The 24,024-nt window shown below is 65.1% G+C and carries 17 protein-coding genes; 6 read left to right on the forward strand and 11 right to left on the reverse strand.

Annotated features, from left to right (window positions below; translation table 11 throughout):
- The first annotated feature begins 121 nt into the window (after nucleotides 1-121).
- The 5 genes from LJE63_03070 to LJE63_03090 all read left to right on the forward strand — a co-directional run bounded on the left by LJE63_03070 (nucleotide 122) and on the right by LJE63_03090 (nucleotide 8,912).
- The gene (locus LJE63_03070; protein ID MCG6905582.1) at nucleotides 122-949 is read left to right on the forward strand and encodes an undecaprenyl-diphosphate phosphatase; all 828 of its coding nucleotides are present in this window, start codon (nucleotides 122-124) and stop codon (nucleotides 947-949) included.
- Between the two features lie 49 nt (nucleotides 950-998).
- Complete coding sequence (locus tag LJE63_03075; GenBank protein MCG6905583.1) at nucleotides 999-2,348, forward strand: phosphomannomutase/phosphoglucomutase; 1,350 nt, start codon at nucleotides 999-1,001, stop codon at nucleotides 2,346-2,348.
- A 45-nt stretch (nucleotides 2,349-2,393) separates the two neighbouring features.
- Nucleotides 2,394-4,034 (forward strand): AAA family ATPase, encoded by a 1,641-nt coding sequence (locus LJE63_03080; protein MCG6905584.1) that lies wholly within the window; start codon nucleotides 2,394-2,396, stop codon nucleotides 4,032-4,034.
- Nucleotides 4,035-4,539: 505 nt separating this feature from the next.
- Nucleotides 4,540-5,724, forward strand: a complete 1,185-nt coding sequence (locus tag LJE63_03085) for an MFS transporter (protein ID MCG6905585.1) — start codon at nucleotides 4,540-4,542, stop codon at nucleotides 5,722-5,724.
- Nucleotides 5,725-5,840: 116 nt separating this feature from the next.
- Nucleotides 5,841-8,912, forward strand: a complete 3,072-nt coding sequence (locus tag LJE63_03090) for a PAS domain S-box protein (GenBank protein ID MCG6905586.1) — start codon at nucleotides 5,841-5,843, stop codon at nucleotides 8,910-8,912.
- 27 nt (nucleotides 8,913-8,939) lie between these two features.
- Here the strand turns inward: LJE63_03090 and LJE63_03095 are convergent, their stop codons facing one another.
- Nucleotides 8,940-10,331 carry a CDP-archaeol synthase gene (locus LJE63_03095; protein MCG6905587.1) on the reverse strand — a complete coding sequence of 464 codons (1,392 nt, stop codon included), beginning with the start codon at nucleotides 10,329-10,331 and terminating at the stop codon, nucleotides 8,940-8,942.
- A gap of 35 nt (nucleotides 10,332-10,366) precedes the next feature.
- Entirely contained in the window at nucleotides 10,367-10,936 is a 570-nt protein-coding gene (locus LJE63_03100; protein ID MCG6905588.1) for an NUDIX domain-containing protein, read from the reverse strand.
- A 153-nt stretch (nucleotides 10,937-11,089) separates the two neighbouring features.
- On the opposite strand from LJE63_03100, the gene LJE63_03105 reads away from it, so the two are divergent.
- Complete coding sequence (locus tag LJE63_03105) at nucleotides 11,090-13,453, forward strand: anion permease (GenBank protein MCG6905589.1); 2,364 nt, start codon at nucleotides 11,090-11,092, stop codon at nucleotides 13,451-13,453.
- Nucleotides 13,454-13,478: 25 nt separating this feature from the next.
- On the opposite strand, the gene LJE63_03110 is transcribed toward LJE63_03105, so the two are convergent.
- The 9 genes from LJE63_03110 to LJE63_03150 all read right to left on the reverse strand — a co-directional run bounded on the left by LJE63_03110 (nucleotide 13,479) and on the right by LJE63_03150 (nucleotide 23,925).
- Nucleotides 13,479-13,853 carry a response regulator gene (locus LJE63_03110; protein ID MCG6905590.1) on the reverse strand — a complete coding sequence of 125 codons (375 nt, stop codon included), beginning with the start codon at nucleotides 13,851-13,853 and terminating at the stop codon, nucleotides 13,479-13,481.
- 230 nt (nucleotides 13,854-14,083) lie between these two features.
- Complete coding sequence (locus LJE63_03115) at nucleotides 14,084-16,156, reverse strand: PAS domain-containing protein (GenBank protein MCG6905591.1); 2,073 nt, start codon at nucleotides 16,154-16,156, stop codon at nucleotides 14,084-14,086.
- Between the two features lie 53 nt (nucleotides 16,157-16,209).
- Entirely contained in the window at nucleotides 16,210-17,136 is a 927-nt protein-coding gene (locus tag LJE63_03120; protein MCG6905592.1) for a phosphate/phosphite/phosphonate ABC transporter substrate-binding protein, read from the reverse strand.
- 148 nt (nucleotides 17,137-17,284) lie between these two features.
- A complete protein-coding gene (locus LJE63_03125) occupies nucleotides 17,285-18,100 on the reverse strand; it encodes a (2Fe-2S)-binding protein (GenBank protein MCG6905593.1) in 816 nt (271 codons plus the stop codon).
- A gap of 167 nt (nucleotides 18,101-18,267) precedes the next feature.
- The gene (locus tag LJE63_03130) at nucleotides 18,268-18,717 is read right to left on the reverse strand and encodes a CBS domain-containing protein (GenBank protein ID MCG6905594.1); all 450 of its coding nucleotides are present in this window, start codon (nucleotides 18,715-18,717) and stop codon (nucleotides 18,268-18,270) included.
- A gap of 28 nt (nucleotides 18,718-18,745) precedes the next feature.
- Entirely contained in the window at nucleotides 18,746-18,958 is a 213-nt protein-coding gene (locus tag LJE63_03135; protein MCG6905595.1) for a hypothetical protein, read from the reverse strand.
- 79 nt (nucleotides 18,959-19,037) lie between these two features.
- A complete protein-coding gene (locus LJE63_03140; GenBank protein ID MCG6905596.1) occupies nucleotides 19,038-21,194 on the reverse strand; it encodes an FAD-dependent oxidoreductase in 2,157 nt (718 codons plus the stop codon).
- A gap of 70 nt (nucleotides 21,195-21,264) precedes the next feature.
- Nucleotides 21,265-21,780, reverse strand: coding sequence for a 4Fe-4S binding protein (locus tag LJE63_03145; GenBank protein ID MCG6905597.1), 516 nt, complete (start codon nucleotides 21,778-21,780; stop codon nucleotides 21,265-21,267).
- A 60-nt stretch (nucleotides 21,781-21,840) separates the two neighbouring features.
- Complete coding sequence (locus LJE63_03150) at nucleotides 21,841-23,925, reverse strand: molybdopterin-dependent oxidoreductase (protein MCG6905598.1); 2,085 nt, start codon at nucleotides 23,923-23,925, stop codon at nucleotides 21,841-21,843.
- Nucleotides 23,926-24,024: the final 99 nt, after the last annotated feature.

Raw genomic sequence — 24,024 nt, forward strand, 5'->3', positions numbered from 1 at the left:
TTTCGTATGCCCGGCCAGGGCGCGGGCGCCTTTTTTTGAGCATTGCGCGGCATTCGGACTGAAGGTTTCGAGGCCGGCACGCGATAGATACGGTAGCATAGAAAGGTAAAGTGCGCATTCGATGGAGCCGATATACGCCGTTAGCCTGGGGGTGGTCCAGGGGCTGACCGAATTTCTGCCGGTGAGCAGTTCAGGCCATCTCGTCTTGTTTCAGAACCTCTTTGGCTTCAGGGAGCCGGAGTTGCTCTTCGATATCAGCTTGCACGTCGGCACCCTGCTGGCCATTTGCCTGGTTTTTTTCCGTGAGCTGCGCTCGCTTCTGACGACCCTGCTGCGCCTGCCGCGGCTGCTGACGGCGGCCGGCGGGATCCGGCCGCTTTTTGCCGAAAACCAGGACGTGCGCCTGGCGGCCCTGATCATCTTGGGCAGCATTCCCACCGCTTTTCTGGGGCTGCTCTTTCACCGGGTCGCCGACCGGATTTTCGGCTCGGTGGGGATCGTGGGCGCCATGCTGCTGATAACCGGTACCTTGCTGTGGTTGACGCGCCGTCTGGCGGGGCGCAGCCGGTCGCTGGAGCAGGTCCACAGCGGTGATGCACTGACCATCGGGCTGGTCCAGGGGATGGCCATTTTGCCGGGCATCTCGCGCTCCGGCTCCACCATCTGCGCCGCCCTTTTTCTGGGAATCGACCGCGAGCTGGCCGGCCGCTATTCGTTTCTGCTTTCAATTCCCGCCATTATCGGGGCGTTGGCCCTGGGGCTGGACGGGTCCTGGGCGGCCTCCTCGGTTTCGGCCGCGATGATGCTGCTTGGCGGGGCGACCGCCGCCGTCACCGGCTACGTGGCGTTGCGGGTCCTGCTGCGGGTGGTGCGCCAGGGGCGCCTTCACCGCTTCGCCCCATACTGTTGGGCGGTAGGGCTGGCCGCCTTGGCGGCGGCGTGGCGCTAAAGATTTCAACCGTCGCTGGGGCGGGCATCCAACACGGAAGGAGGTCGCGGTGAACCCGGAGATGTTCAGGGAATACGATATCAGGGGAATCGCCGGCAAGGATATGGACGATGCCGATGTCGAGCTGATCGGCAAGGGCATCGGGACCTACCTGCTGGCGCGCGGCAATCGCCGCATCACTGTCGGCCGCGACTGCCGCGAGAGCTCCGAGCGCTACGCCGAGAGGCTGATGCGCGGACTGGTCGCCACCGGCTGCCAGGTGGTGGATATCGGCCTGTGCCCGACCCCGGTGGGCTATTTTTCCATCCGGCACCTGTCCGCCGACGGCGGTGTGATGGTCACCGCCAGCCACAACCCGCCGGAGTATAACGGCTTCAAGGTCTGCAGCGGGACCGATTCGGTTTTTGGCGGCCAGCTGCAGGAGATCCTGCAGCTGATTCGTGACGGCCGCTTCCGGCAGGGCCGGGGAGAGCGCGAAGGGTTCGACATCCTGCCACCTTACCGCGACTACCTGCGGGACACCATTCGCCTGGAGCACCCGTTGCGGGTGGGTGTTGATGCCGGCAACGGCACCGCCGGCCTGACCGCCGTGCCGCTACTCAAGGACCTGGGCTGCGAGGTCTTCGATCTCTACTGCGAGCCCGACGGCCGCTTCCCCAATCACGAGGCCGACCCCACGGTGGCCGCCAACATGCGGGACCTGCAGGCCCTGGTGCGCGAGAACCACCTGGACGTCGGCTTCGGCTTCGACGGCGACGGGGACCGCATCGGTGTCGTGGACCACACCGGCGCCCTGATCTACGGCGACCAGCTGATGATCATCCTGGCGCGTGAAGTGCTCTCCCGCAAGCCCGGGGCGACCTTCATCGCCGAGGTCAAGTGCTCCCAGACCCTCTACGACGACATCAGCGCCCGCGGCGGACGCGCCATCATGTGGAAAACCGGCCACTCGCTGATCAAACAGAAGATGAAGGAAACCGGGGCGGCGCTGGCCGGGGAGATGAGCGGGCACATCTTCTTCGCCGACCGCTACCTGGGCTACGACGACGCGCTCTACGCGGCCTGTCGCCTGCTGGAGATCCTGGCCGCCACCGACCGGCGCATCCCCGAGCTGCTGGCCGACGTGCCGCGCACCTTCACCACCCCCGAGATCCGGGTTGACTGCCCGGACGATCGCAAGTTCAGCCTGGTCGCCCGCATCACCGAGCATTTCCGCCGGCGCCACGACGTCATCGACATCGACGGCGTGCGGGTGCGCTTCGATGACGGCTGGGGGTTGGTGCGCGCCTCCAATACCCAGCCGGCGCTGGTCCTGCGCTTCGAGGCGCTCTCGGCGGAGCGTCTGGACGAGATTCGCCGGGAGGTGGAGGACGTCCTGCACCGCCTGCAAGCGGACTGATGTTGCGGGTCCCAACCCTTTTCAAGCACCCTTCAGGATTGCCCCATGTACCTGGACTTTTACGAACTCAAGGTCAAGCCGTTTCAGATATCCACCGACTCGCGCTTCCTCTGGCTGGGGGAAAAACACAAGGAGGCCCTGGCCACCCTCAAGTACGGGATTCTTGACAACAAGGGGTTTCTGCTGCTCACCGGCGATGTGGGCACCGGTAAAACCACCCTGATCAACGCCCTGGCCAGCCAGCTGGGGGACAATGTTCTGGTGGCCACGCTGCCCGACCCGAATCTGGAGCCGCTGGATTTTTACAATTTTGTCGCCGACGCCTTTCAGCTCGACACGGTCTTCGCCACCAAGGGCGCTTTTCTGATCCGCTTCACCCAGTTCCTTCACCAGACCTACAGCCGCAACCAGAAAGTGCTGCTGATCGTCGACGAGGCCCAGCGTCTGCAGTACGACATTCTGGAGGAGATCCGTCTGCTCTCCAACATCGAGAAGCAGGAAACCAAGCTGCTCAACATTTTTTTCGTGGGCCAAAGCGAGTTCAACGACACCCTGCTCAAGCGGGAAAACCGCGCCCTGCGGCAGCGCATCACCTTGAACTACAACATCGGGCCGCTAGACGAGAAGGAAACCGGCCAGTACATCCGCCACCGCCTCCAGGTCGCCGGGCGGGAGGGCAAAATTTTCGATGCCGGCGCCGTGCGCGGCATCTATGAATTCTCCGGCGGCTATCCCCGGCTGATCAATATCATCTGCGACCTGGCGCTGTTGACGGGCTATGTCGAGGAGGCCAAGACCATCGGCCCGCAGATTATCAGGGAATGCGCCCGGGAGCTGGAAATCAAGTCCCATGCCCCCGCGCCGGATCCCGCCCAGGCGCCGCCGGCCGCACGGCCGGTGGCGGAAAGCGTCGATCCGGCCAGGGTCGCCGCTCCTGCGGCCGCGCCGCCCGCGCCGCTGCCCCGGGCCGGCTGGAGCCCGCTGGACCGTTTCATCGGGCTGCTGGTGCTGGCGCTGCTGATTTTCATCACCTTTCTTTTCCTGCAGGACCGCCGGGCGTCATACGACGGCCGGCGCGATGTCCTCGCACCGCCGGTCGCCGGGGTGGGCCGGGAGGCCGTCGTCGGAGAGAATACCCCGTCGGCTGCTCCCCATCGGCCGGCCCCGCCGGCCGGCGCTGTTGCCGCAACCAGCCCCGCGCCGGCCCAGGCGCCGGTGGCTTCCGACCAGCAACCCGCCCTGCGGGGCGACGCGGGCGGGGCCGACAGTTCGGTTGGCGCACCGCCCGGGGAACCCCCCGCCCCCGTTGCGGCCACCCCCGCGCCGCCGCTGCCCGTGCCGCCTGAAAAAATGCGGGTCTTCTTCATGTACAATTCCAATGAAATGTCCGCGGAGGCCTACGCGACCCTGGAGCAGGCGGCCATGCTGCTCGCCCGCGACCCGGGGCTGCGGGTGACCATCAGGGGCTATACCGACAATGCCGGGGCCGCCAGCTACAACACCTGGCTGTCCCGTTTCAGGGCGCAGATCGTGAAGAGCTACCTGGTCGGCAAGGGGGTCGACGCCGAGCGCATCGAGGCCATCGGCATGGGGCCGGCCGACCCCGTTGCAACCAACGCTACGCCTGAGGGCCGCGGCGCCAACCGCCGGGTCGAACTGGAGTTTGTGGGCAGTCCGGCGGGGTAGGGCGCAGCCAAAAAACCGTCGCCGATGGCCGCGCAGTTTGGGCCGGCCTGCGGCACCAGGGGTTCACTCGTCCCAAAGGCCGGCCGTTTGTCCGCCGGCTGAAATTGCTGGCCAAGCGCGCAACTCTCTGTTAAAAGAGCGGACCTGCGGCTGAAGGCGCCGACCCTGGCGGCCTGGGCGATGGCGGCAGGCGCAAGCAAACAGATGGGTCCCGGCGCCGGATGCTCCCCGTGGTCCCACGGCGGATCAGAGGTGATGGGCAACCCAGGTCAGCAGCCCGCCTATCGTCAACGGCACCGCAAAAGTCCAACTGCCGTCCAGGGCCTCCCGCTAAAGATGCCGGGGCGCACCCGAAACCAGGTTCCGCTCACCCCCGGAGAGGCGCGCACCGCAAGAGGCGTTTTTTGTGAAAGCGCCCGGCGTGCCGGAGTGTTTGCGGGGCTAATCGTCGATTGAAACCATGCGAAAATGCCGAGCTTGCGGATCAACCTGATGCCCCAACGATATGGATAGACGCAGCCGCAGGGTGTTCGGGGTCCTTTTCCTCTCGATCTTCGCCGCCATCATGGGCGTCGGCATCGTGGTACCGCTGCTGCCGGTCTATGCTCGCAGCATGGGGGCCAGCGGTTTTTACATCGGGATGATCTTTGGCGCCTTTTCGCTGTCCCGCACCTTTCTGCTGCCTTTTTTCGGCCGGCTTTCGGACCGCCGGGGGCGCAAGCCGTTCATCGTCTGCGGGCTTCTCTGCTATGCCCTCATCTCGCTGGCCTTCATGCGCGCCGGCAGCGTGGAGACCTTGATCCTGGTGCGCTTCTTCCAGGGCATCGCCTCCGCCATGATCATGCCGGTCAGCCAGGCTTACGTTGGGGACATCACGCCGGCGGGCAGCGAGGGGCTGTCCATGGGGCTTTTCAACATGTCGGTTTTCTGGGGGCTGAGCGTCGGGCCGCTGGCCGGTGGACTGATCAGCGACCGTTTCAGCCTGGACGCCGCTTTCGGCTGCATGGGTCTCCTGGCGCTGGTCGGCTGTCTTGCCAGTCTTCTCTTTCTGCCGTCCACGCGCAGCGAGCTGGTTGTCAGCCGCGGCCAGGCGGCAATCTCCTGGAAGCTCCTGCTGCGCGACCGCGAGATCGCCGCGCTTTTCTGCCTGCGCTTCGCCTACACGGCCTGCATCGGGATCATCTGGGGGTTTCTGCCGGTTTTCGCCGACAGCGCCTTCGCCCTGACCAGCTCGGCCATCGGGGTCCTGGTGATGCTCGGGGTCTTTATCAGCGGCCTGATCCACGTCCCAATGGGCTACCTGGCCGACCGCCTCAACCGGCCGGCCATGATTATAGTGGGCAGCCTGACGGTCAGCGCGGCGATTTTGGGCTTCACGTGGACGCGCGGCTTCTGGAGCCTGTTCGCCGTCAATGTGCTTTTCGGCATCGGCGGTGGTGTCGCCATGCCGGCGCTGATGGCGCTGGCCGTGATCAAGGGCAACCGCACCGCCGCCATGGGCTCGGTGATGGGGCTGCTCACCATGGCCCACAGCCTGGGGATGCTCGCCGGGGCCCTCCTGGCCGGGATGATGATGGATCTCTTCGAGCTGCGCCACGCCTTCATCCTCGGCTGCGGGGTGATGCTGTGCGGCAGCCTCCTTTTCGGGATCCTCCAGCGCGGCGCCGGTCCGGGCGTTTCAAAAGCCTGAACCATCGATAGCGGCGCACGCCCCAACGGCTGTCTTGGGCCGCATCTCGCCGGGGCCGTCTCCGGCAGCGGCCCCCAAAAGTGAGGAATCCCCCAGATTGATGGAATATCACTGTCATGTCTCATAACCCGTCATATGAGGAGCTGGCGCACCAGCTGCGGCACTTCGAGCGGGAGCACGCGGAGCGGCTGCGGGTCGAGGCCGGGCTGGAGAACGAGCTCAGAAAATTCCGGACCTTGTATGACCTGGCGACGGCCATGACCGGTGACCGCCGTTTGGAGCAGAACCTGCAGCTGGCCGTGGACCGCTGCCGCGAGCTGCTGTGCACCGATACCGCCAACATCATGCGCCTGGAGCAGGAAAGCGGGGATTTGGTGATGCAGACCTGCGCCGGCATTCGCGACCCGCGCTTCGGCCAGCTGCGGGTGCCCGCCGGCAAGGGTCTGGGGGGCCTGGTGACCCGCAGCGGACGGGGCTTCATCGTCAAAAACTACGCCAACGAAGACCAGTTCGAGCCCCTCGGGGATGAGCTTATCCAGGCCGAAGGTCTGGTCTCCGGGATGGCCGCCCCCATCCAGATGGGGCGCAGGGTCCTGGGGGTCTTTTACGCCTTCAACCGCAGCATGAGCTATTTCGCCCAGCCCGACCTGGACACCCTGTCGCTAATCGGCAATCTCGTGGCCCTGGAAATCTCCCGCAAGGAGGCCCGCGGCCAGCTGCGTCGGGCCGGTGAGGAGCTGGAGGGGCGGGTGGCGGCGCGCACCGCCGCCCTGATGGCGGTCAACCAGCGCCTGGAGGCCGAAATCAGCGAGCGGCGGCGGGTCGAGACGGCCCTGCGGGAAAGCGAGGAGCGCTACCGCCAGATCTTCAAAACCTCGGCGGTCTCTATCTGGGAAGAGGATTTCGCGGCGGTGCGGGCCGCCATTGATGCGGTCGTGGACCGAATCGGCAGAGAGGCTTTCGCGGACTTCCTGGCCGTGCACCCCGAATTTGTCCGCAAGGCCGCCAGCCTGGTCCGGGTGCTGGAGGTCAACGACGCCACTCTGGCGCTTTACCATGCCGAGGGCAAGGATCAGCTCCTGGGCAGCTTGGACAAGGTCTTGGCGCCGGCCTCTTTTGACGCCCTGCGCGATCTGCTGCTGGCGATTGCCCAGAGGCGCCCGAGCTTCGAGGGGGAAGCGGTCAACCGCACCCTGGCGGGGGAAGAGATCCAGATTCTGATGCAGGTCAGCATCCCCCGGGAGAAGTCCAGGTTTTCCCATCTGATCGTCTGCATCAGCGACATTACCGAGCGCAAGCGGGCGCTGGCGGCCCTCTGGGACAGCGAGGAGCGGTTCCGCACGGCTTTTGAAACTAGCCCAGATGCCATCACCATCAACCGCGGCGTCGACGGCCGCTACATCGATGTCAACGACGGTTTCACCGCCCTGACCGGCTACGGCCGCGAGGAAGTTTTAGGGCACACCGCCGGCGACATCCAGATCTGGGCCGATCCCGGGGATCGGCGGCGCCTGGCCGCGGGCCTGCGCCGCCAGGGCTACGTCAAGAACCTCAAGGCCCGCTTCCGCTACAAGGACGGCAGCTGCAGGACCGGGCTGATTTCGGCCAACCGCATCAGCCTCGGGGGCCAGCCGCACACCCTGACCGTCGGCCGCGAGATCGAAGACCTGCTCAGCGCCGAGCAGGCCCTGGCCGAATCGGAGAAAAAGTACCGGCTGCTGGTGGAAAACGCCAACGACGCGATTTTCGTGGTGCAGGACAACGTCATCCGCTATGCCAACCCCACCACCCAGCGCCTGAGCGGCTACAGCGCCGCGGAGCTGGCGCAGTTGCCGCTCTCCGCGGTGCTGCGCACCGAGGAGACCGCGCCCGAAGAAGCGGCCCTGCAGGAAGGGAGCGGGGCCCAGCGGTTCTTCAGCGCCCAGATGACCACCCGCTCGGGTGGGGCGCTCTGGCTGCACCTCAACACGGTGCCCATCACCTGGGAGGGCAAGCCCGCCAACCTGCAGCTGGGCCGCGACGTCACCCGCCAGCGGCATCTCGAGGACCACATCCGCCAGGTGCAGAAGATGGAGGCGATGGCCACCCTGGCCGGTGGCATCGCCCATGATTTCAACAACCTGCTGATGGGGATCCAGGGAAACATCTCGCTGATCCTGCTCACCACCGATCCCCAGCAGAGCGCCTACCCGAAGCTGAAGAAAATCGAGACCTACATCGAGAACGCCGCCGAGCTGACCCGCCAGCTGCTGGGCATGACCCGCGGGGGCAAGTACGAGGTGCGGCCTGGTGATGTGAACGCCGTTCTGGCCAAAACCGTCCGGCTTTTCGGCCGGACCTGCAAGGAGATCCAGATCGCGGTCGACTGCCAGGAAAACCTCTGGGCCAGCGAGGTGGACCAGGGGCAGATTCAGCAGGCGCTGTTGAACATTTTCGTCAATGCCGCCCAGGCGATGCCCCAGGGCGGGGACATGCGCATCGAGACCCGAAACGTCGAGCTGGACGAGGACTTCATCCGCCCCCACCATCTGCCCGCCGGCCGTTACGTGCGGGTCAGCATCAGCGACACCGGCACCGGCATGGAGGAGGCCATCCGGCAGCGGATTTTCGATCCCTTTTTCACCACCAAGGAGATCGGCCGCGGCACCGGCTTGGGGCTTGCCTCGGTTTACGGCATCATCAGCAACCACGGGGGATTTATTCAGGTTCAGAGCCAAAAAGGGCAGGGCAGCACCTTCACCCTCTACCTGCCGGCCCACCAGCCCGGCGCAGGCGCTGCCCCCGCCGCCCGCTCCGAGCGCGCCCCCGGCGGCGCGGAAACCGTTTTGTTGGTGGATGACGAGGCCATGATCACCGAGGTCGGACGCGCCATGCTGGAAAAAATGGGCTATTCGGTGCTCACCGCCGGCAGCGGCGTCGAGGCCCTGGAGGTCTTCGGGCGCCAGCGGGACCGGATTCGTCTGGTGGTCCTGGACATGATCATGCCGGAGATGAGCGGGGGAGAGACATTCGACCGCCTAAGGGAGATCAGCCCCCGGGTCAAGGTGCTCCTGTCAAGCGGCTACAGCCTGGACGAGCGGGCATTGGGCATCCTGCAGCGGGGATGCAGCGGGTTCATCCAGAAGCCCTTCGACATGAAGCGTCTGGGGGCCAAGGTGCGCGAAATCCTGGACACGGCCTGCGCTTGAAGCCGGATCGGCCGGCGCCGGGCGTCCTCAAGGGACGCGCAGGGTGAGCCGCAGGACTTCGCCCCGGGTGCCGAAACGCACCGGGATGCCGGAGACCCCGACCCCGAAGCTGGTATAGCCGAGCATGCCGCCGTGGGTCCACGCCCCGGTGCTGATGCGCCGTGGCGCCCGGCTGTGGGTGAAGACTGGGCCGACGGCGGGCAGCTGGATCTGACCCCCGTGGGTGTGGCCGCAGAGGTAGAGGTCGGCCCCCCTCTCGGCGGCCTGGCTGTAAAGTTCCGGCGAATGGGCCAGAAAGACGATAAACTCCTCCGGGGGCACCCCTTCGAATGCCCGGGTGAGGTCGTGGGCCTGGTAGTAATGCGGATCGTCCACCCCCACCAGCCACAGGCTGGCGCCGTTGCGCTGGATGGCCAAGGATTCGTTCAGCAGAAAACGGATCCCGATGGCGTGCAAGGGCTCCAGCATCTCCAGGCAGTCGTGGTTGCCGATGACCGCATAGATGCCGTCGCTGGCGTGGATCGCCGGGACCAGTCGCTCCAGGTGGGAAACGGCGCGGGTGTAGGGCCCGGAGAGTTCTGTCCGAAAATCCCCCCCCAGCAGACAGAGGTCCACCGGTTGGTCCGCGACGAGATCGCGGATTTTTTCCGTCAGCCCCTCCAGGCCGTCCAGGTGAAGGTCCGAAAGGTAGAGGATGGTGTAGCCGTCAAATGCCGGCGGCAGCCCCGGGGGGCGCAAGGCAAGGCTGCGGGGTGCGATTTGGAGGGCATTTTGGATGCCCTTGCGGTAGAGGCCCATCAGCTGGAAAGCCGTTTTCAGCAGAAAATGGTAATAGAAGGCGTGCTCGAAGTTCAAAAAGGGGTGCAGCGGGTTGTTGGAGATATGGCAGGCGCGCCATTCGCGGAAGCGGGTGCGAATCCGCAGGGTGCGGTGGTAGTTTTCAAACGGCTGGGTCAGGAGCACACACTGCAGAAACCACGAGGCGCCGTAGGCCGCGACGCTGAAACACAGCACCAGTGAGAGCACCGCGGCGGCGCCCAGATCAAAAAAGGGTCCCAACACGCCAAACGGTAGGGCGCCCTCGAAGATCTGGTCAAGCCCCGGGACCACGGCGCCGCTGATTTTTCCCAGGCGCCGCTTCAGGAAACTGGAGATCAGGTCGCCGGCCATGCTCAACAGGGCGGCAGACATTCCCAGCCAGGCGGGCAGCCCCAGGTAAACCCCTGCGAGGGTGCCTATTGCCACGGCGCCCACCACCCCGCGGATGGTTTTGTGGCTGCCCAGCAGCGGCCGCCCGTCGCGCCAGCGCCGGCCGCCGTCCAGCGGTCGGCCCCACCGCTGGTCCAGGTAATAGGTGAGCAGGGCGGGCGTCAGGTTGATCGCCCACAACAAAATGAGGATTTTTGCGCCTGTCAGCATCTCGCGGCCCTTCCGGGGTGCCGCCCGGGGCCGCTTCAATCGGCCCGGCGGCGGGGGGTGGGGTTTGGGATTGCCGTGGGCAGGTCTTCAAAAGGCGGCCGCAGCCGGTTGGCCTGCTGCAGCCGTCTGAGGGCGGCGCACACCAGCCGGTCGGTGGGAAAGGCCATCGCCGGTGGCAAAGCGTCCAGCCCAAAAAAAGCGGCGTCCCGCGCGTCGGACCCGGCGGCCAGCCGGCCGCCCGTCGGCCGGCCCCAGAACCAGATGCCGACGGTGTGCTGGTGCGGGTCGTGGAAATTGGAGTGCACCGCGAAGACCGGCCCGATCGCCACCGTGAGGCCGGTTTCCTCGCGGATCTCCCGGCGTGCGGCATCGTGCACCGTCTCCTCCCACTCCACGTGCCCGCAGGGAATGCACCACTGCCCGGCGCGGGAGCCCCGGCGCTGGACCATCAGCAGGCGCTCCTCTTGCAGCACCAAAACGGCCACCCCGACGGTGGGGTTGCGGTAGTAGGTCCGGCTGCAGGCCGTGCAGAAGGGAAGCTGGCGACCATCCGCCTCGCGGGGTTGCAGGCGACGGCCGCAGTGCGGGCAGAACCTGAAAAGCATGCCGTATCTCCTGGTGGCTGGGCGTTCCGGCCGGACTGAAAGCGGCACTATAGAGAGCCATAAAGGCGCTGTCAACCCATGGCATGCGGGTGGTGCCCGGCCGAACGAAGCCGGAGTCGGGGGATCCCGCCAAAACCGAAAGGAGGGCTGCAGGTGACCTATCCCATTGCGCTGGTGCTCGGGATTTTGTTGGTGGCCGTGGTGTTCCTGGTGACCGAGTGGATTCCGATGGAGGTGACCGCCCTGCTGGTCCTGGGGGCCGTCGCGGTCGGTGGTCTGGTCCAGCCCAGCGAGGCCCTGGCAGGGTTCAGCAATCCGGCGGTGGTGACGGTCTGGGCGGTCTTCATCCTGAGCGGGGGGCTCACCCGCACCGGGGTGGGTAACGTCGTCGGCCGTCTGGTGGTGAGGCTCTCGGGCAGCAGCGAGGCCTGGCTGGTGACGGTGATCATGCTCAGCACCGGCGGGATGTCGGCCGTGATGAACAACGTGGCCGTGGCCGCCCTGATGCTGCCGGTGGTGATGGATATCGCCCGCCAAACCCGGCGGCCGGCGTCGCGGCTGCTCCTGCCGCTGGCTTACGGGTCGCTGTTGGGCGGGCTGACCACCCAGATCGGCACGCCCCCCAACATCCTGGTCAGCGAAGCCCTGCGCGACAGCGGCCTGACCCCCTTTTCCCTGTTCGACTTCACCCCTGTGGGTTTGACCGTCATGGCCGTCGGGACCCTCTTCATGGCCTTGGTCGGCCGGCACCTGCTGCCGGCCCACCGGGCGCCCGAAGCGGGGCGTGAAATCGATTTGCGGGAGCAATACGGTCTGGCGGATCGCATGTTCCGTCTGCGCGTGCCGGCCGGGGTCGCCCTGGTGGGCAAGAGTCTCGCCGAAAGCCGGTTGGGGACGGCCTTGGGCCTGAACGTGGTGGGCATTACGCGCCGGGACCGGACTCTGCTGGCCCCGGCGCCCTCCGAGATTCTGCAGGCCGGCGACACCCTGATCGTCGAGGGTCGCCTGGGGCGGCTGCAGCGGCTCCAGCACGAGCTGCAGCACTGGAGCGAGCTGAACATCGAAAAAGACCCGGTCGACCCGCGGCGCTTTTTTTCCAATGGCATGCAGGTGGCCGAGGTCACCCTGGCCGCGGACGGGCCGCTGGCCGGCAAAACCCTCAACGAGACGGCCTTTCGCAGCCGCTTCGGGGTCAACGTGCTGGCCCTGCGGCGGGGGGCCAGGCGCTACCGCACCCACCTTCAGGACCGGATTTTATTCGAAGGCGACCTGCTGCTGCTCCATGGCCCCGCCGATCACCTGGAGCGCCTGGGGGAGGAGCCGGGGCTGACCGCGCTAAATCCCATTTCAGCCGACGAGTTGCAGACCGTCTACCAGATCGGGGAGCGGCTGCTGGGCATGCGTGTCCCTGCAGAATCGGTGCTGGTGGGGCAGAGCCTGGGGGAAAGCCGGCTGGGGGAGACTTTGGGGGTGGGTGTTTTGGCCATCACACGTGCTGACAAAACCAGCTGGCTGCCCGACTCGGCGGAAGTGCTGCAGGCCGGCGACCGGCTGCTGGTGGAAGGGCGGCTGGACGATCTTTTCTTTCTGCGCAGTCTGTGCCAGCTGGAGGTTGAGACCGCGGCCGGTCTCGGGCCGAAGGCGCTTGAAAGCGGGGAAGTGGGGATGGTCGAGGCCATGCTGGCGCCTCACTCCGCTCTTTTCGGAAAGACCCTGCGGCAGTTGAATTTTCGCGAAAAATACAACCTCAACGTGCTGGCCATCTGGCGCGAGGGTAAGGCCTACCGCTCCGATCTCGGCAAAATGGCCCTGCGCTTGGGCGACGCCTTGCTGCTCTACGGCTCACGGCGTAAGCTGGGCATTTTGGGGCGTGAACCCGATTTTCTGGTTTTGACCGAAGCCGCCCAGGAGGTGCCCCGCATCGAAAAGGCCCCCGTCGCCCTGGCCGTGATGGGCGGGGTGTTGCTGCCGGTGGTGATGGGCTGGCTGCCCATCTACATCGCGGCGGTGATCGGGGCCGCCTTTATGGTGCTGACCCGCTGTCTCACCATGGAGGAGGCCTACCGGGCCATCGAGTGGAAGGGCATCTTTCTGATCGCCGGCATGATGCCCCTGGGGGTCGCCCTGGATGCCAGCGGGGCGGCCCGCTACCTGGCCGAGGGGGTCGTGGCCGTGGCCGGCCCCCTGGGGCCTCTGGCCGTGGCCGGGGGCCTGATGGGGCTGACCTTTCTGGCCACCTGTTTTATTCCAACCGCCGCGCTGGTGGTCCTGATGGTGCCCATCGTGCTGAACACCGCCGCCGACCTGCAGGTCTCGCCCTATGCCCTGATGATGGCCATGGCATTGGCGGCCTCGGCCAGCTTCATGACCCCCATCTCGCACCCGGCCAACGTAATGGTGATGGGCCCGGGCGGGTACCGGTTTGTGGACTACCTCAAGGTGGGGTTGGGACTCACGCTGGTGGTGGCCGTAACCGTGCTGCTGGTGCTGCCGGTCTTCTGGCCGCTTACGCCCTGACGGGGCTGTCGGCGGTCCCGGGCGGTTAGGGCTGAAAGCCGAGTCCGCTGAGGACGCCGGCCACCTTTTCTTCCAGCTCCGGTTTGTCGATGGGTTTGACGCAGTATTCGTTGGCCCCCAGTTTGACCGATTCCCGGGCGGTTTCCAGGGTGGGGTAGCCGGTCAGCATGATCACCTTGATGCCGGGATCGATTTTCTTGATTTCCGCCAGCACTTCGACCCCGCTCATCTTCTTGAGCTTGATGTCGAGGATCGCGAGGTCCACGCCGCCCTTGCGGATCCGCGCCAGGGCGTCCTCCTCCTCGGTGAAGGTATCGATCACGTGGCCTTTCTTTTCAAGGATGCGCCGGATGAGCGCGCCGGCATCGGGTACATCGTCCAAGACCAGGATTGTCGCCATGTTCATCTCCTTCCCGTGGGGGAGGTAAAAGGCCTCGGCAAAAAATAATTCCACATCTTGCTTGTCTTTTGTTCCGTCCTCGGCGTTACACCCGCCGGCGCATATCTCGATATACGCCGGCGGGTGTGCCTTGATGACGAACCAAAATCCTTCGCCATATTGTGGAATTATTTCTTACCCCGACCCTGTTGGGGGGTGAGTTCGCCGGGGGCGCCAGTTTAGGCGCCTTCTCAGCCGGGGTGGACCGCCTGCGCGGCGGGCTGTTTGCCTCCCCCATCGGGCTCCGGGACAGCGGGTTCGCCCGGGGCCGCCGGCAGGCGGATGGCAAATGTCGCGCCGCCGGCCGTAACGCCATCTTCGGCCGCCGGCTCGCCGCCGGGGCTCTCCACGGTCAGCCGCCCGCCGTGTTCTTCAACGATGCTGAAGCTCAGTGAAAGCCCCAGACCGGTCCCTTTGCCCACCGGCTTGGTGGTGTAAAACGGTTCGAAAATGCGGTCCTTTTTCTCGGGTGGAATCCCCGGGCCGGTGTCCGTCACCGTCACGATGACCTCTCGGGAGGCGGGGTCGAAGCGGCTGGCGATGGTGATGGTGCCGTCGCTGCCGATGGCGTCAAAGGCGTTGTTGATCAGGTTGATGAAGGCTTGTTTGAGCTTTTCGCGGTCGCCGATGACGACCGGCAGGTTTTCGGCCAAACGGCGCACCAGTATCACGCGGTTGATCTCCAGGGTGTGGGCCACCACCGCGAGGATCTCTTCGATGGCCTCGTTGATGTCCAGCGGTAAATGCCGGGTGTCGCTCTGACGGGAAAATTTGAGCAGGTCAGCGACGATTTTCTTGCAGACCTGGGTCTGTTTTTCAACCGTTTCCAGGTCCCGCCCGATCTGGCTGTCGCTTGGCACCTCCTCGCGCAGCACCTGCACGAAGCCCAGCGCGATGCCCAGCGGGGTGTTGATTTCGTGGGCGATGCCGGCGATCAACTGGCCGATGGCCTCCATTTTCTGGGCTTGGTAAAGCTGCTCCTGGATCCGCTTGAGATCGGTGATGTCATGGCCGGTGCACAGAAAGCCCGCGTGGCGGCCATCGGCGTCGTAGATGGGCAGTTTGACGACGTGAAACCAGCGCTCGCCCGACGGGGTCCTGGTGCGGGTTTCCTTGACCAGGGATTTCCCGGTGGCGTAGATGGCCTGGTCTTCGGCCTGGAACGCTTCGGCCATGCGGCGCGGCAGGAGGTCGAAGTTGGTCTTGCCGACGATGTCGGCCACATTCCGGTCCAGGATCTGGCCGAAGGCCTTGTTGACGGCGCGATAGGTGGCGTGCCGGTCCTGCAGGGTGATGAAGTCGGGGATGCCGTCAAGAACGGTTCGCAGCAGCTGACGCTGATCCTTGAGGGTTTTTTCGGCGTTGCGCAAGTCGCTCAGGTGGGTGCGCAGCGACAGCACCATGGAATCGAAGCTTTCGGCCAGGGTCTGGATCTCGTCGCCGGCGCAGCGTCGATAGACCGGGCACTTGGCGCAATCACCGATTTTCTGGGCATAATCGCCGGCCGCACAATACGGGCAGCGGGTGCCCGCCAGATACCAGCAGCGGTGGTAAACGTCCTGATAGGCGGGGCAGTCCTGGTTGGTGCAGCCCATGATCTCCCAGCAGTTCCGCTTGAGCGGCGGCGCGGCGTGGACCTCCAAATTGCCCCTGAGGGCCTCTTCGGTGGAGCGGTGCAGGCGCTCGATGCGCCAGGTCACGTGCCGCAGCAGGCCCGCGCCCACGAAGCCGGCCACCAGCAGGACGAATCCCGTGGACATCACCAGCACCCAGACCAGGTGCCCCACCGCCTGGCGCACCCGGTTGTGGGTAAGGCCCAGGCGCAGCGTGCCCAGCCGTTCCTCGCCGGCCAGAATCGGGAGCGCGAAGTCGTGGACCAGCTCCGCGCCGGTATTCAGGAACCGGATCTGAAAAGGCTGGTCGGCTGCGACGGCGTTGGCCGTCTTGAGGGAGGAGGGGAAGCCGCCCTCGAAGCTGTGGGCCAGGGGGGAGCCGTCTGCATCCTGGATAAAGGCGTAGCGGATCTCCTTCTCCAGCTGCAGGGTTTCGATCATCAGGGATCTTAACAGCAGAAAATCCATGGCCAGGGTCGGCTCGACGGCCTGGGCCGCGAGACTCGTCCCGATGGCGACCCCCAGTTTGCGGTTTTCCTGCAGCAGCGCGGTTTGCATGACCCGCATGACCACAATGCAGGTGATGACCCCCAGCAGCAATAGCATGGAAAAAAGACCGATATAAAATTTGGTGCGAAATCCGATTCGCATGATGGCCTTTCGTTGCGCCGCAGCCTGCGGGAGACCTCCCCGACGTCGCCCGTTTACGGTGTCTGGTCGAGGCCCAGGCGCCTGGCCAGCTCCCGCACGCTGTCAAAATCACCATCCCGGGCCGCCACGATGCCGGTCAGATCCGCCGCTTCAAGAATTTTACGGTCCTCGAAATTCAGCAGGTCGAGCTTCAACAGGGCGGTCGAGATGGTCTCCAGCAGGTGCGGGTCAAGGCCGGAGCGGGCTGAAAAAACCCATCCCGGGTACCAGGGCGTGGCGGCCACCACCCGCAGGTCGGAAAGATCGATGCGGTCGGCCAGCACCTCCAGGGCACCCTCGCGCACCGTGCCGATATCGTATTTTCCGGCCAACACCGCCATGACCACCCGTTCTTGTTTGCCCGCGACCCCCGGGGCGAAGGCGATTTCGGCGAAATCCGCGGGCTCGATGCCGCTGTCCCTGAAAAGCCCCAGGGGATAGAGGTAGCCCCCGGAGGAGCTTGGGGCGACCGCAATCCAGCGTTTGCCGCGGCAGTCGGCAACCGTTCGGATTGCGGGGTTGTCCGCCCGGCAGATGATCTGCCCCCGGAAGAGACGCCCGCCGTAGGACTCCAGCGCCGCGGCAAAGGCACGGTTGCCATAGCGCCGGGCAGCGGTGATATAGAAAAAGGGGTTGCTGTAGGTGATGTCGATACGGCCCTGGCCGATCATTTCCAGGTGGCGGTCGAAGGAATCGGGGAACACCTGGCGGAATTTCAGGCCGGTCTGGCGCTCGAGATAGGCGACCAGAAGATGGTGCCGCTGATGGGAGGCCCGATGGGTGTATTGGGGCAGGTAGGCATAAGTCACCGCCTCCGGGTCCTCGGCGAGCCGCAGGGCCTCCCGCTGGGACAGGTCCACCGTCAGGGGCTTTTCCTGGGGGTCGCACGCGGTTGTCAGCAGGCAGGCGAGGGTTAAGAGGCTCAGAAAAAAAGGTTGCATGCCGCCACTCCCATTTTTAAAAAAATTATGGCATCGGCGGCGGTCTTTGGCAAGCGTCTTTTCACGCCGGGCTGCGGGAGAATGCGCGCTTCCGCGGCGGGGCCGGAAACCGGGGCGGCATCCGGCGCCCGTCGCGGGCCGGCTGAACTCAGAACGCCTTGGGCGGTTTCAGGGGGTGCTCCCGGGTGGTCTGCACACGATCCGAAAAGAGCTTGGCGCAGGTGGGGCAGTAGCGGTGGTGGATCTTGACGTCCGGGTGCGGCAGGGTGCGCTTGTGGATGTGGTCCAGGAAGCGGGGGGTCGCGAAGCGCTTGCCGCAGCCCTCGCAGATGCTCAAGGGGTGCTGGCCGATTATCTCGTCGCGGATGCTGATGGTGCGCACATCCTCCGTGTCCACGACCCGGATGACCCCGGTCGGGCAGATGTTGGCGCAGGTGCCGCAGCCGATGCAGAGCCCCTCCACCGGAACCACGAAGTCGCGCCCGTCGCGCTTCACCATCTTGAGGGCCCCGGGGCCGACGATTTCCTTGCAGACCCGGATGCACAGGCGGCAGCGGATGCAGCCGTCGGGCCGCGGCCCCAGGTCAATATCGAAGGCATCGGCCAGCTGCCGGATTTTTTCCGATTGGGGTGCCATCTGCAGCAGGTTGCGGAAGGCTTTGCTGCGCGCCCGGACAACGCTTGGCGATCGGGTTTTGACCACCAGGCCGTCCTTGACCTTGAGGATGCAGGAGAGCAGGGTCCCGGTTTTGCCGCTGTGCACCGGCACCTCCACCGCGCAGAGCTTGCAGGCGCCGGAAGGCTTGAGGGCCGGGTGAAAACAGAGGGTGGGGATCGGGATGGCGTTGGCGCGCGCCACCTCAAGAACGGTCATGCCCTCCCGGGCTTCGTACTCCTGGTCGTCGATAACGATTTTCAGCATGTTACTTCTCGGTCTTTCCGGGGTTTGCAACCCGTCGCGCATGGATGCTTCATCAATCTTGATGAGGCGGTAAAGAATCAAAAACCAGACGGTTTCGAAAAAAGTTCAAGCTCAAGGCGCGCAAATCTCGAGGAGTGAGGCGTACTATTGTACGCCGCAGCGACTTCGAGATGCAGCGCAACGCAGAGATTGGGCTTTTTGCGGAACCGTCAGTCTTGGTCGGCCTCGTGCAGGTCGGAGATGTAGTCCTGCAGGTAGTGCAGCTCCGCCGTCAGGCCGTCGATTCGCTGACGCACCAGAGCCGCCAAGGGCAGGACGCCCGCCAGCCGTCCGGCGTCCACCACCACCAGATGGGTGGCATCCGCCTGGAGCACGGCGTCCACCACACTGGCCAGCTCTGCCTCCGCTTCGGCCACCACCGGCTGGCGGGTCATGACCTCCTGCACCAGAATGTCGCTCAAAGTCCGCCCCCGATGCGCCAGCAGGCAGTGCAGCACCTCACGCTCGCCAAAGACCCCCACCGGGGTTTCCCCCGCGGTGGCGATCAGGACGCGGGTCTGCGACGTCTGCAACTGCTCGATGGCCGCCGCCACCGTCCCGGTTTGCGGCACGCTGTGGTCGATATGATCCACTTGGCCCAGCAGGTCCTTGATTTTCATAGGCTTTTCTCGGGCGCCGGCGCCCGGTCTACTCCTCCAGCGGCCGCAGACAGTCCTGGGGCAGGCGGTGGGTACCCTTGCCGTCCAGGCTGACCTCCACCAGTTGATCCGGATCGTTGATCGAGGTGTCCGGGTCGGTGATGATCCCGTGAGCCCCGACATATTCGTCCATGTAGGACGCCCAGCCCTCGTCACCGGATTTGCGAAAAACCTCGACCCGCTGACCTCTGCGAAATGCCATGGCGCTTCTCCTTTCTTGCCGGTTGGGTGCCGCTTTCAGCTATAGCCTGAAGCCCGGCCGGATGCAAGGCCGGCCCTGGTCAGACCGGCATGATGTCCACGTTGGCCTTCGCCGATTCCTTGCGGGCGCAAGCATCGCAGATGCGCCGGTCGTTGCTGACGGAGACGACCGTGCCGGTTTTCTTGCGGATGAAGTCCAGATAGCGCGCCGGTCCCAGGGTCGCGCCGCACTTTTCGCAGAACAGCAGCTTCTGCCGGTTGAGAATCGTGCCGCACAGGGAGAGGATCCGCTCGCCTTCCCGGTCTTCCATCTGCATGGCGCCGGTGGGGCAGTTGGCGGCGCAGGCCCCGCAGGTGATGCAGCGCTCGGCGGTGATCCGAAAGTCGGTTTTCACCGGGTGGTCAAAGTCAAAATAGCCCAGCTGCAGGGCGTTGACCCCCATCTTGTCGCGGCAGACCTCCACGCACTTGCCGCAGCGCAGGCAGATATCGCAGCGCAGGCAGCGACGGCTTTCCTCGCGCACGTCGTTTTCGGAGTAGCCCAGCTCCACCTGTTGATAGGTAGTGCGCCGGCGGTCGATGTTGAGCAGTGGCATTTCGGGCCGTTTGAGGACCATCTTGGTGCTCGCGGGGATATCGAAATAGGCCACCCGTCCACGCCTAACCGGCACCGGCGGCATCTTGGGCTGGGGAATGCCGCACAGAAAGCGGTCGATGGAATCGGCCGCGCGTTTGCCGCCGCCGATGGCCTCGATCACGGTGGCAGGACCGGTGACGGCATCGCCGGCGGCGAAAAACCCGGGGATAGAGGTCTCCATGGTGACCATGTTGACCTGGATGGTGCTGCGCCGGGTCCACTCCAGGCCCTTCAGGCCGGTCATGCAGCTGTTGTCCACGCGCTGGCCGATGGCGCCGATGACGACGTCGGCCGGCATCACGAAGTCGCTGCCGGCAATCGGCACCGGGGACATGCGCGTGCTGCCCTCCTTGCGCACCAGCTCGGCCCGCAGGCACTGGAGGCCGGTCAAGCGGCCGTCCTCCCCGGTCAGACCGGTGGGGATGGTGAGAAAGGCCAGGCGCACGCCCTCCTCCTCGGCCTGCTCGACCTCCTCCTCGTCGGCCGGCATCTCGGAGCGGGTGCGGCGGTAGGCGATCGTGACCTCCTCGCTGCCCAGTCGCAGGCAGGTGCGGGCCACATCGATGGCCACATTGCCGCCGCCGATGATGACCGCCTTTTTGCCGGGCACCGTGCGGTCCCCCAGGGCCACGCGCTTGAGGATGTCGATGGCGTCCAGCACCTGGGGGAAGTCCTCCTCGCCCGGCATACCCATCTTGTAAGCGCTGTGACAGCCGATGGCGAAGAAGAAGGCGGCAAAGCCCTCGGCCTTGAGATCCTCCAGGGTCACGTCGCTGCCGAAGCGGGTGTTGAAACGGAATTCGACCCCCAACTCCTGGAGCATGGCGACTTCGCGGTCGATTACCTCGCGCGGCAAACGGTAGCGCGGGATGCCCACCATGATCATGCCGCCGGAGACCGGCAGGGCTTCGATCACCCGCACCCCGTAGCCCTTCAGTGCCAGGTAGTAGGCGGCGCTGAGGCCCCCGGGGCCGGCGCCGACGACGCAGACTTTTTGCTCCTTGGCCGGCCCCTGGGGCGGGTTCTTGTAGTGGCGTTCGGAAAGGGCGCGCTCGGCTGCGAAGGCCTTAAGGAATTTGATCGAAACCGGGGTGTCGATCCGTCCCCGGACGCACATGAACTCGCAGGGGCGGGTGCAGACCAGGCCGCAGACCCACGGAAAGGGGTTGTCGCGGCGGATCACCTCGATGGCCTCGGCATCCCGCCCCAGTCCGATCAGGCTGACATAGGTGGGGACGTCGATGCCCGCCGGGCAGGCCATCTGGCAGGGGGCGGGGGCCAGCTTGACGCAGTCGCGGGTGGCGCAGTTGTGGGTTTCGACATGGCTGCGGAACACCTCTTCGTGCGCGCTCAGGGCCGTCAGCACCTGACGGCCGGTTTCGACCCCGGCCGAGGACGGGGGGTCGTCCCGCAGGGAACCTGCCAACTCCCGGATGGCCGGTAGGTGGTCAGCCCCGGCGCGGCCCCAGGCGACGTCCTTGAGCAGATCGAGGATTTCTTCGGTTATGCGCCGGTTCCAGGGGGTGGCCATACGGCCTGAGCCAAGCGTCTCCTCCAACTGGCGGATGAGAGCGGTTACCGGGCAGATTGCATCGGACATGGTTTTTCCCTATATCGAATGGCGGCCGGGTTTCCCGGGCCTTGTGGCGCGGGTTCCCGGCAGAGGCCCGTTACAGATCGCTGTGCTCCAGGGCAGCGACCGCCTTGGCGTGGCGCTCACGGCGGATCTGGGTCATTTCCTCGACCTTGCCGAAATGCAGGCAATGAGAGGTGCAGATGGTGACGCAGGCCGGTTTGAGGCCCTGATCGACGCGGTCCATGCAATAGTCGCACTTGACGACTTTGCCGGTTTCCGGGTTCCACTGGGGAGCGCCCCAGGGGCAGGCCGAGATGCAGGTCTTGCAGCCGACGCAGAGGTTCTGGTCGACGAAGACGATCCCGTCGCTGGCGCGCTGCTGCATCGCGCCAGTGGGGCAGGCGGCCACGCACCACGGGTTTTCACAGTGAAAACAGGGCATGAAGATGTAAGCTGCGCGGGGCAGGCCGCCGACCAGCTTGGGGCCGACGGCGATGATCTGGCACAGCTTCGGCCCCGGCGGCAGGCCCTTGTTGGCCTTGCACTGAATTTCGCAGGAGTGGCAGCCGATGCAGTTTTTGGTGTCCTGAAACAGATAGTATTTGCTCATGCGTGATTTTCCTCCAGATGCCCGCCGACCGACCCGGCTGAGCGTCGTTTCAAATCCGGTCTAGGCGGCCTTCACCGTCACAAAGGTTTCGTGGTAGGCCGGGCTACCGCCGACCTTGTCGTAGATATTTTCCTGCAGCAGGCTGTCCGATATCCCGCGGTTGTATGCGCGCGCGGCCCGCTTGGCCTCGTGCCCAAAACCGTGCAGGATGAAGAGCGCCTCGGGGTGGATCAGGTCGGTCACGAAGGCCTTGACCCGGCCGCTGCCGCATTTGGAGGCGATTTCGATCTCGTCGTTGTTTTTGATGCCCAGTGCCGTGGCCCGTTGGGTGTTGATCCAGGCCACGTTTTCCGGGCAGAGTTCGTTCAGATAGGGGTTGTTCTGGGTGGAGACGTGGGTGTGCAGCGCCAGCCGCCCGGTTATCAGCCGGAATTGGTTTTCAGGGGGGCTGGGCATGGGGCTGTAGGCCGGAAAAGATTCGAAGCCGGCGTCCTCCAGGAGCGACGAGCGGAACTCGATTTTGCCCGACGGGGTTTTCAGTTTCAGCCCGTCCGCGCGGTCCCAGAAAATCGGGCCTTTGCCGTAGGCCACGAAGCCCTTGGCGGCGAAGTCGGCCTGGCTGAAGCCGGTGTCGGCCAACTGCCAGTCCACCAACTCCTCCATGCTGTTGTACGGGAAGAAGTGGCCGATGCCGATGCGCTCGCCGATCTGCTTGAGGATCATGGCGCCCTCACGGGTGTCGTAGCGCGGCGGCACCACCTGTTTGCGCAGAAACATCTGGGGGTTGAGGCCGTTGGCCTGCTGGATGCAGTCGGTGCGCTCCAGGTAGGTGGACTCCGGCAGGATCACGTCGGCGTACCAGGCGATGTCGCTGTAATTGATATCGATGGCCACGATCAGGTCCAGCTTTTCCAGCGCCTGCTTGGTCAACGCCGATTGGGCGATGGACATCAGCGGGTCCAGACGGTAGGCGATCAGGGCCTTGACGGGGTAGGGGTCCTCGTTGAGGATGGCAAACGGCAGCACCTGGATGGTGCCATGGTTGGGGTCCGGCAGTGGGAAGTCGGGAGTGCCGACCTTGTCGCAGCGGGGCACCGTGATTTTCGGGAACTGCTGGGAGGCCAGTTTGGCGGCGGGCTTGCCGCCGACCTCACCGGGACCTTTCTTGAAAAAGATCCCGCCCTTGGTCTCCACGCTGCCCATCAGGCTGTTGAGCATCAGGATCGAGCGGCGCATGTGGATCTCGTTGACATGGTGCGCGCCACGGTAGCCGTAGTGGAAAATCACCGACGGCTTGTCCTGGCTGATCTCCCGGGCCAAGGCGACGATTTCCCCTGCGGGAATGCCGGTTTCGGTTTCGGCCCACTCCGGGGTGTAGGGTTCCACAAACTCCTGGAGGTCGCTGAAGCCCAGCACCCAGCGGTTCACGAAGGCGACATCGTAGAGGCGCTCCTTGATGATGACGTGGATCAAGGCGTAATTGAGCGCCAGGTCGGTGCCCGGGCGGACCATCCAGTAGCGCTGGGCCTTGGTGGCGGTGACGGTCACGCGGGGGTCGATGTAGGTCATTTTGGCCCCGCCCTCCATGGCCTTCAGCAGGTTGTTGACCTCCTTGACCGAGATGGCCTCGAAGAGGTTGCGGCCGTAGAGCACGATGTGTTTGGTGTTCTTGTAATCGATGCCCATCTGGCCGTCGGTGTAGCCGAACAGGCTGCGGCAGGCGGTGTTGACCGAGCCCTTGCAGAGGGCGTCGTGGGTGAAGTGATTGGGTGAGCCGATGGCTTTCATAAACGTCTTGCTGACGTGGGTGGCCAGCTGGGTGCGTTCGCCGAGCGCCACGCTGTGGCCGCCGTAGGTTTCAATGACCTTTTGGAGCTTTTCGGCAACATAGTCCAGGGCCTCGTCCCAGGTGGCTTTGCGCCACTGGCCTTCGCCCCGATTACCAACGCGGATCAGCGGCGTCTGAACCCGCTGCTGGTCATAGAGCAGGGAGATGCCGGCCGCACCCCGCGGACAGAGGCTGCCCTCCATGCCGGCGACGTGTGGGTTGCCCTCGATCCAGCGGACCTGGCCGTCTTTGGCCTGGACCTTGATCGGGCAGCGGACTGAACACATAAAACACAGACTGTAGACCTCCTGTTCCATAAAACCCCCTGGTGCTGTTGCGCGTAATTAGGTTGTCGGTTTGCCTATTTTCCCGGGAGCGGGCCCCCCGGGTTTCGGGCTGCCCACGTCACGGCGAAA

Source organism: Desulfobacteraceae bacterium, assembly GCA_022340425.1.
Taxonomy (GTDB): Bacteria; Desulfobacterota; Desulfobacteria; order Desulfobacterales; family JAABRJ01; genus JAABRJ01.

Bases quoted from the DNA above. Each gene is read 5' to 3' on its own strand.
- LJE63_03070 (MCG6905582.1), top strand. From the start codon at position 122: ATGGAGCCGATATACGCCGTTAGCCTGGGGGTGGTCCAGGGGCTGACC.
- LJE63_03080 (MCG6905584.1), top strand. From the start codon at position 2,394: ATGTACCTGGACTTTTACGAACTCAAGGTCAAGCCGTTTCAGATATCC.
- LJE63_03085 (MCG6905585.1), top strand. From the start codon at position 4,540: ATGGATAGACGCAGCCGCAGGGTGTTCGGGGTCCTTTTCCTCTCGATC.
- LJE63_03090 (MCG6905586.1), top strand. From the start codon at position 5,841: ATGTCTCATAACCCGTCATATGAGGAGCTGGCGCACCAGCTGCGGCAC.
- LJE63_03095 (MCG6905587.1), bottom strand. From the start codon at position 10,331: ATGCTGACAGGCGCAAAAATCCTCATTTTGTTGTGGGCGATCAACCTG.
- LJE63_03100 (MCG6905588.1), bottom strand. From the start codon at position 10,936: ATGCTTTTCAGGTTCTGCCCGCACTGCGGCCGTCGCCTGCAACCCCGC.
- LJE63_03110 (MCG6905590.1), bottom strand. From the start codon at position 13,853: ATGGCGACAATCCTGGTCTTGGACGATGTACCCGATGCCGGCGCGCTC.
- LJE63_03115 (MCG6905591.1), bottom strand. From the start codon at position 16,156: ATGCGAATCGGATTTCGCACCAAATTTTATATCGGTCTTTTTTCCATG.
- LJE63_03120 (MCG6905592.1), bottom strand. From the start codon at position 17,136: ATGCAACCTTTTTTTCTGAGCCTCTTAACCCTCGCCTGCCTGCTGACA.
- LJE63_03125 (MCG6905593.1), bottom strand. From the start codon at position 18,100: ATGCGCGACGGGTTGCAAACCCCGGAAAGACCGAGAAGTAACATGCTG.
- LJE63_03130 (MCG6905594.1), bottom strand. From the start codon at position 18,717: ATGAAAATCAAGGACCTGCTGGGCCAAGTGGATCATATCGACCACAGC.
- LJE63_03135 (MCG6905595.1), bottom strand. From the start codon at position 18,958: ATGGCATTTCGCAGAGGTCAGCGGGTCGAGGTTTTTCGCAAATCCGGT.
- LJE63_03140 (MCG6905596.1), bottom strand. From the start codon at position 21,194: ATGTCCGATGCAATCTGCCCGGTAACCGCTCTCATCCGCCAGTTGGAG.
- LJE63_03145 (MCG6905597.1), bottom strand. From the start codon at position 21,780: ATGAGCAAATACTATCTGTTTCAGGACACCAAAAACTGCATCGGCTGC.
- LJE63_03150 (MCG6905598.1), bottom strand. From the start codon at position 23,925: ATGGAACAGGAGGTCTACAGTCTGTGTTTTATGTGTTCAGTCCGCTGC.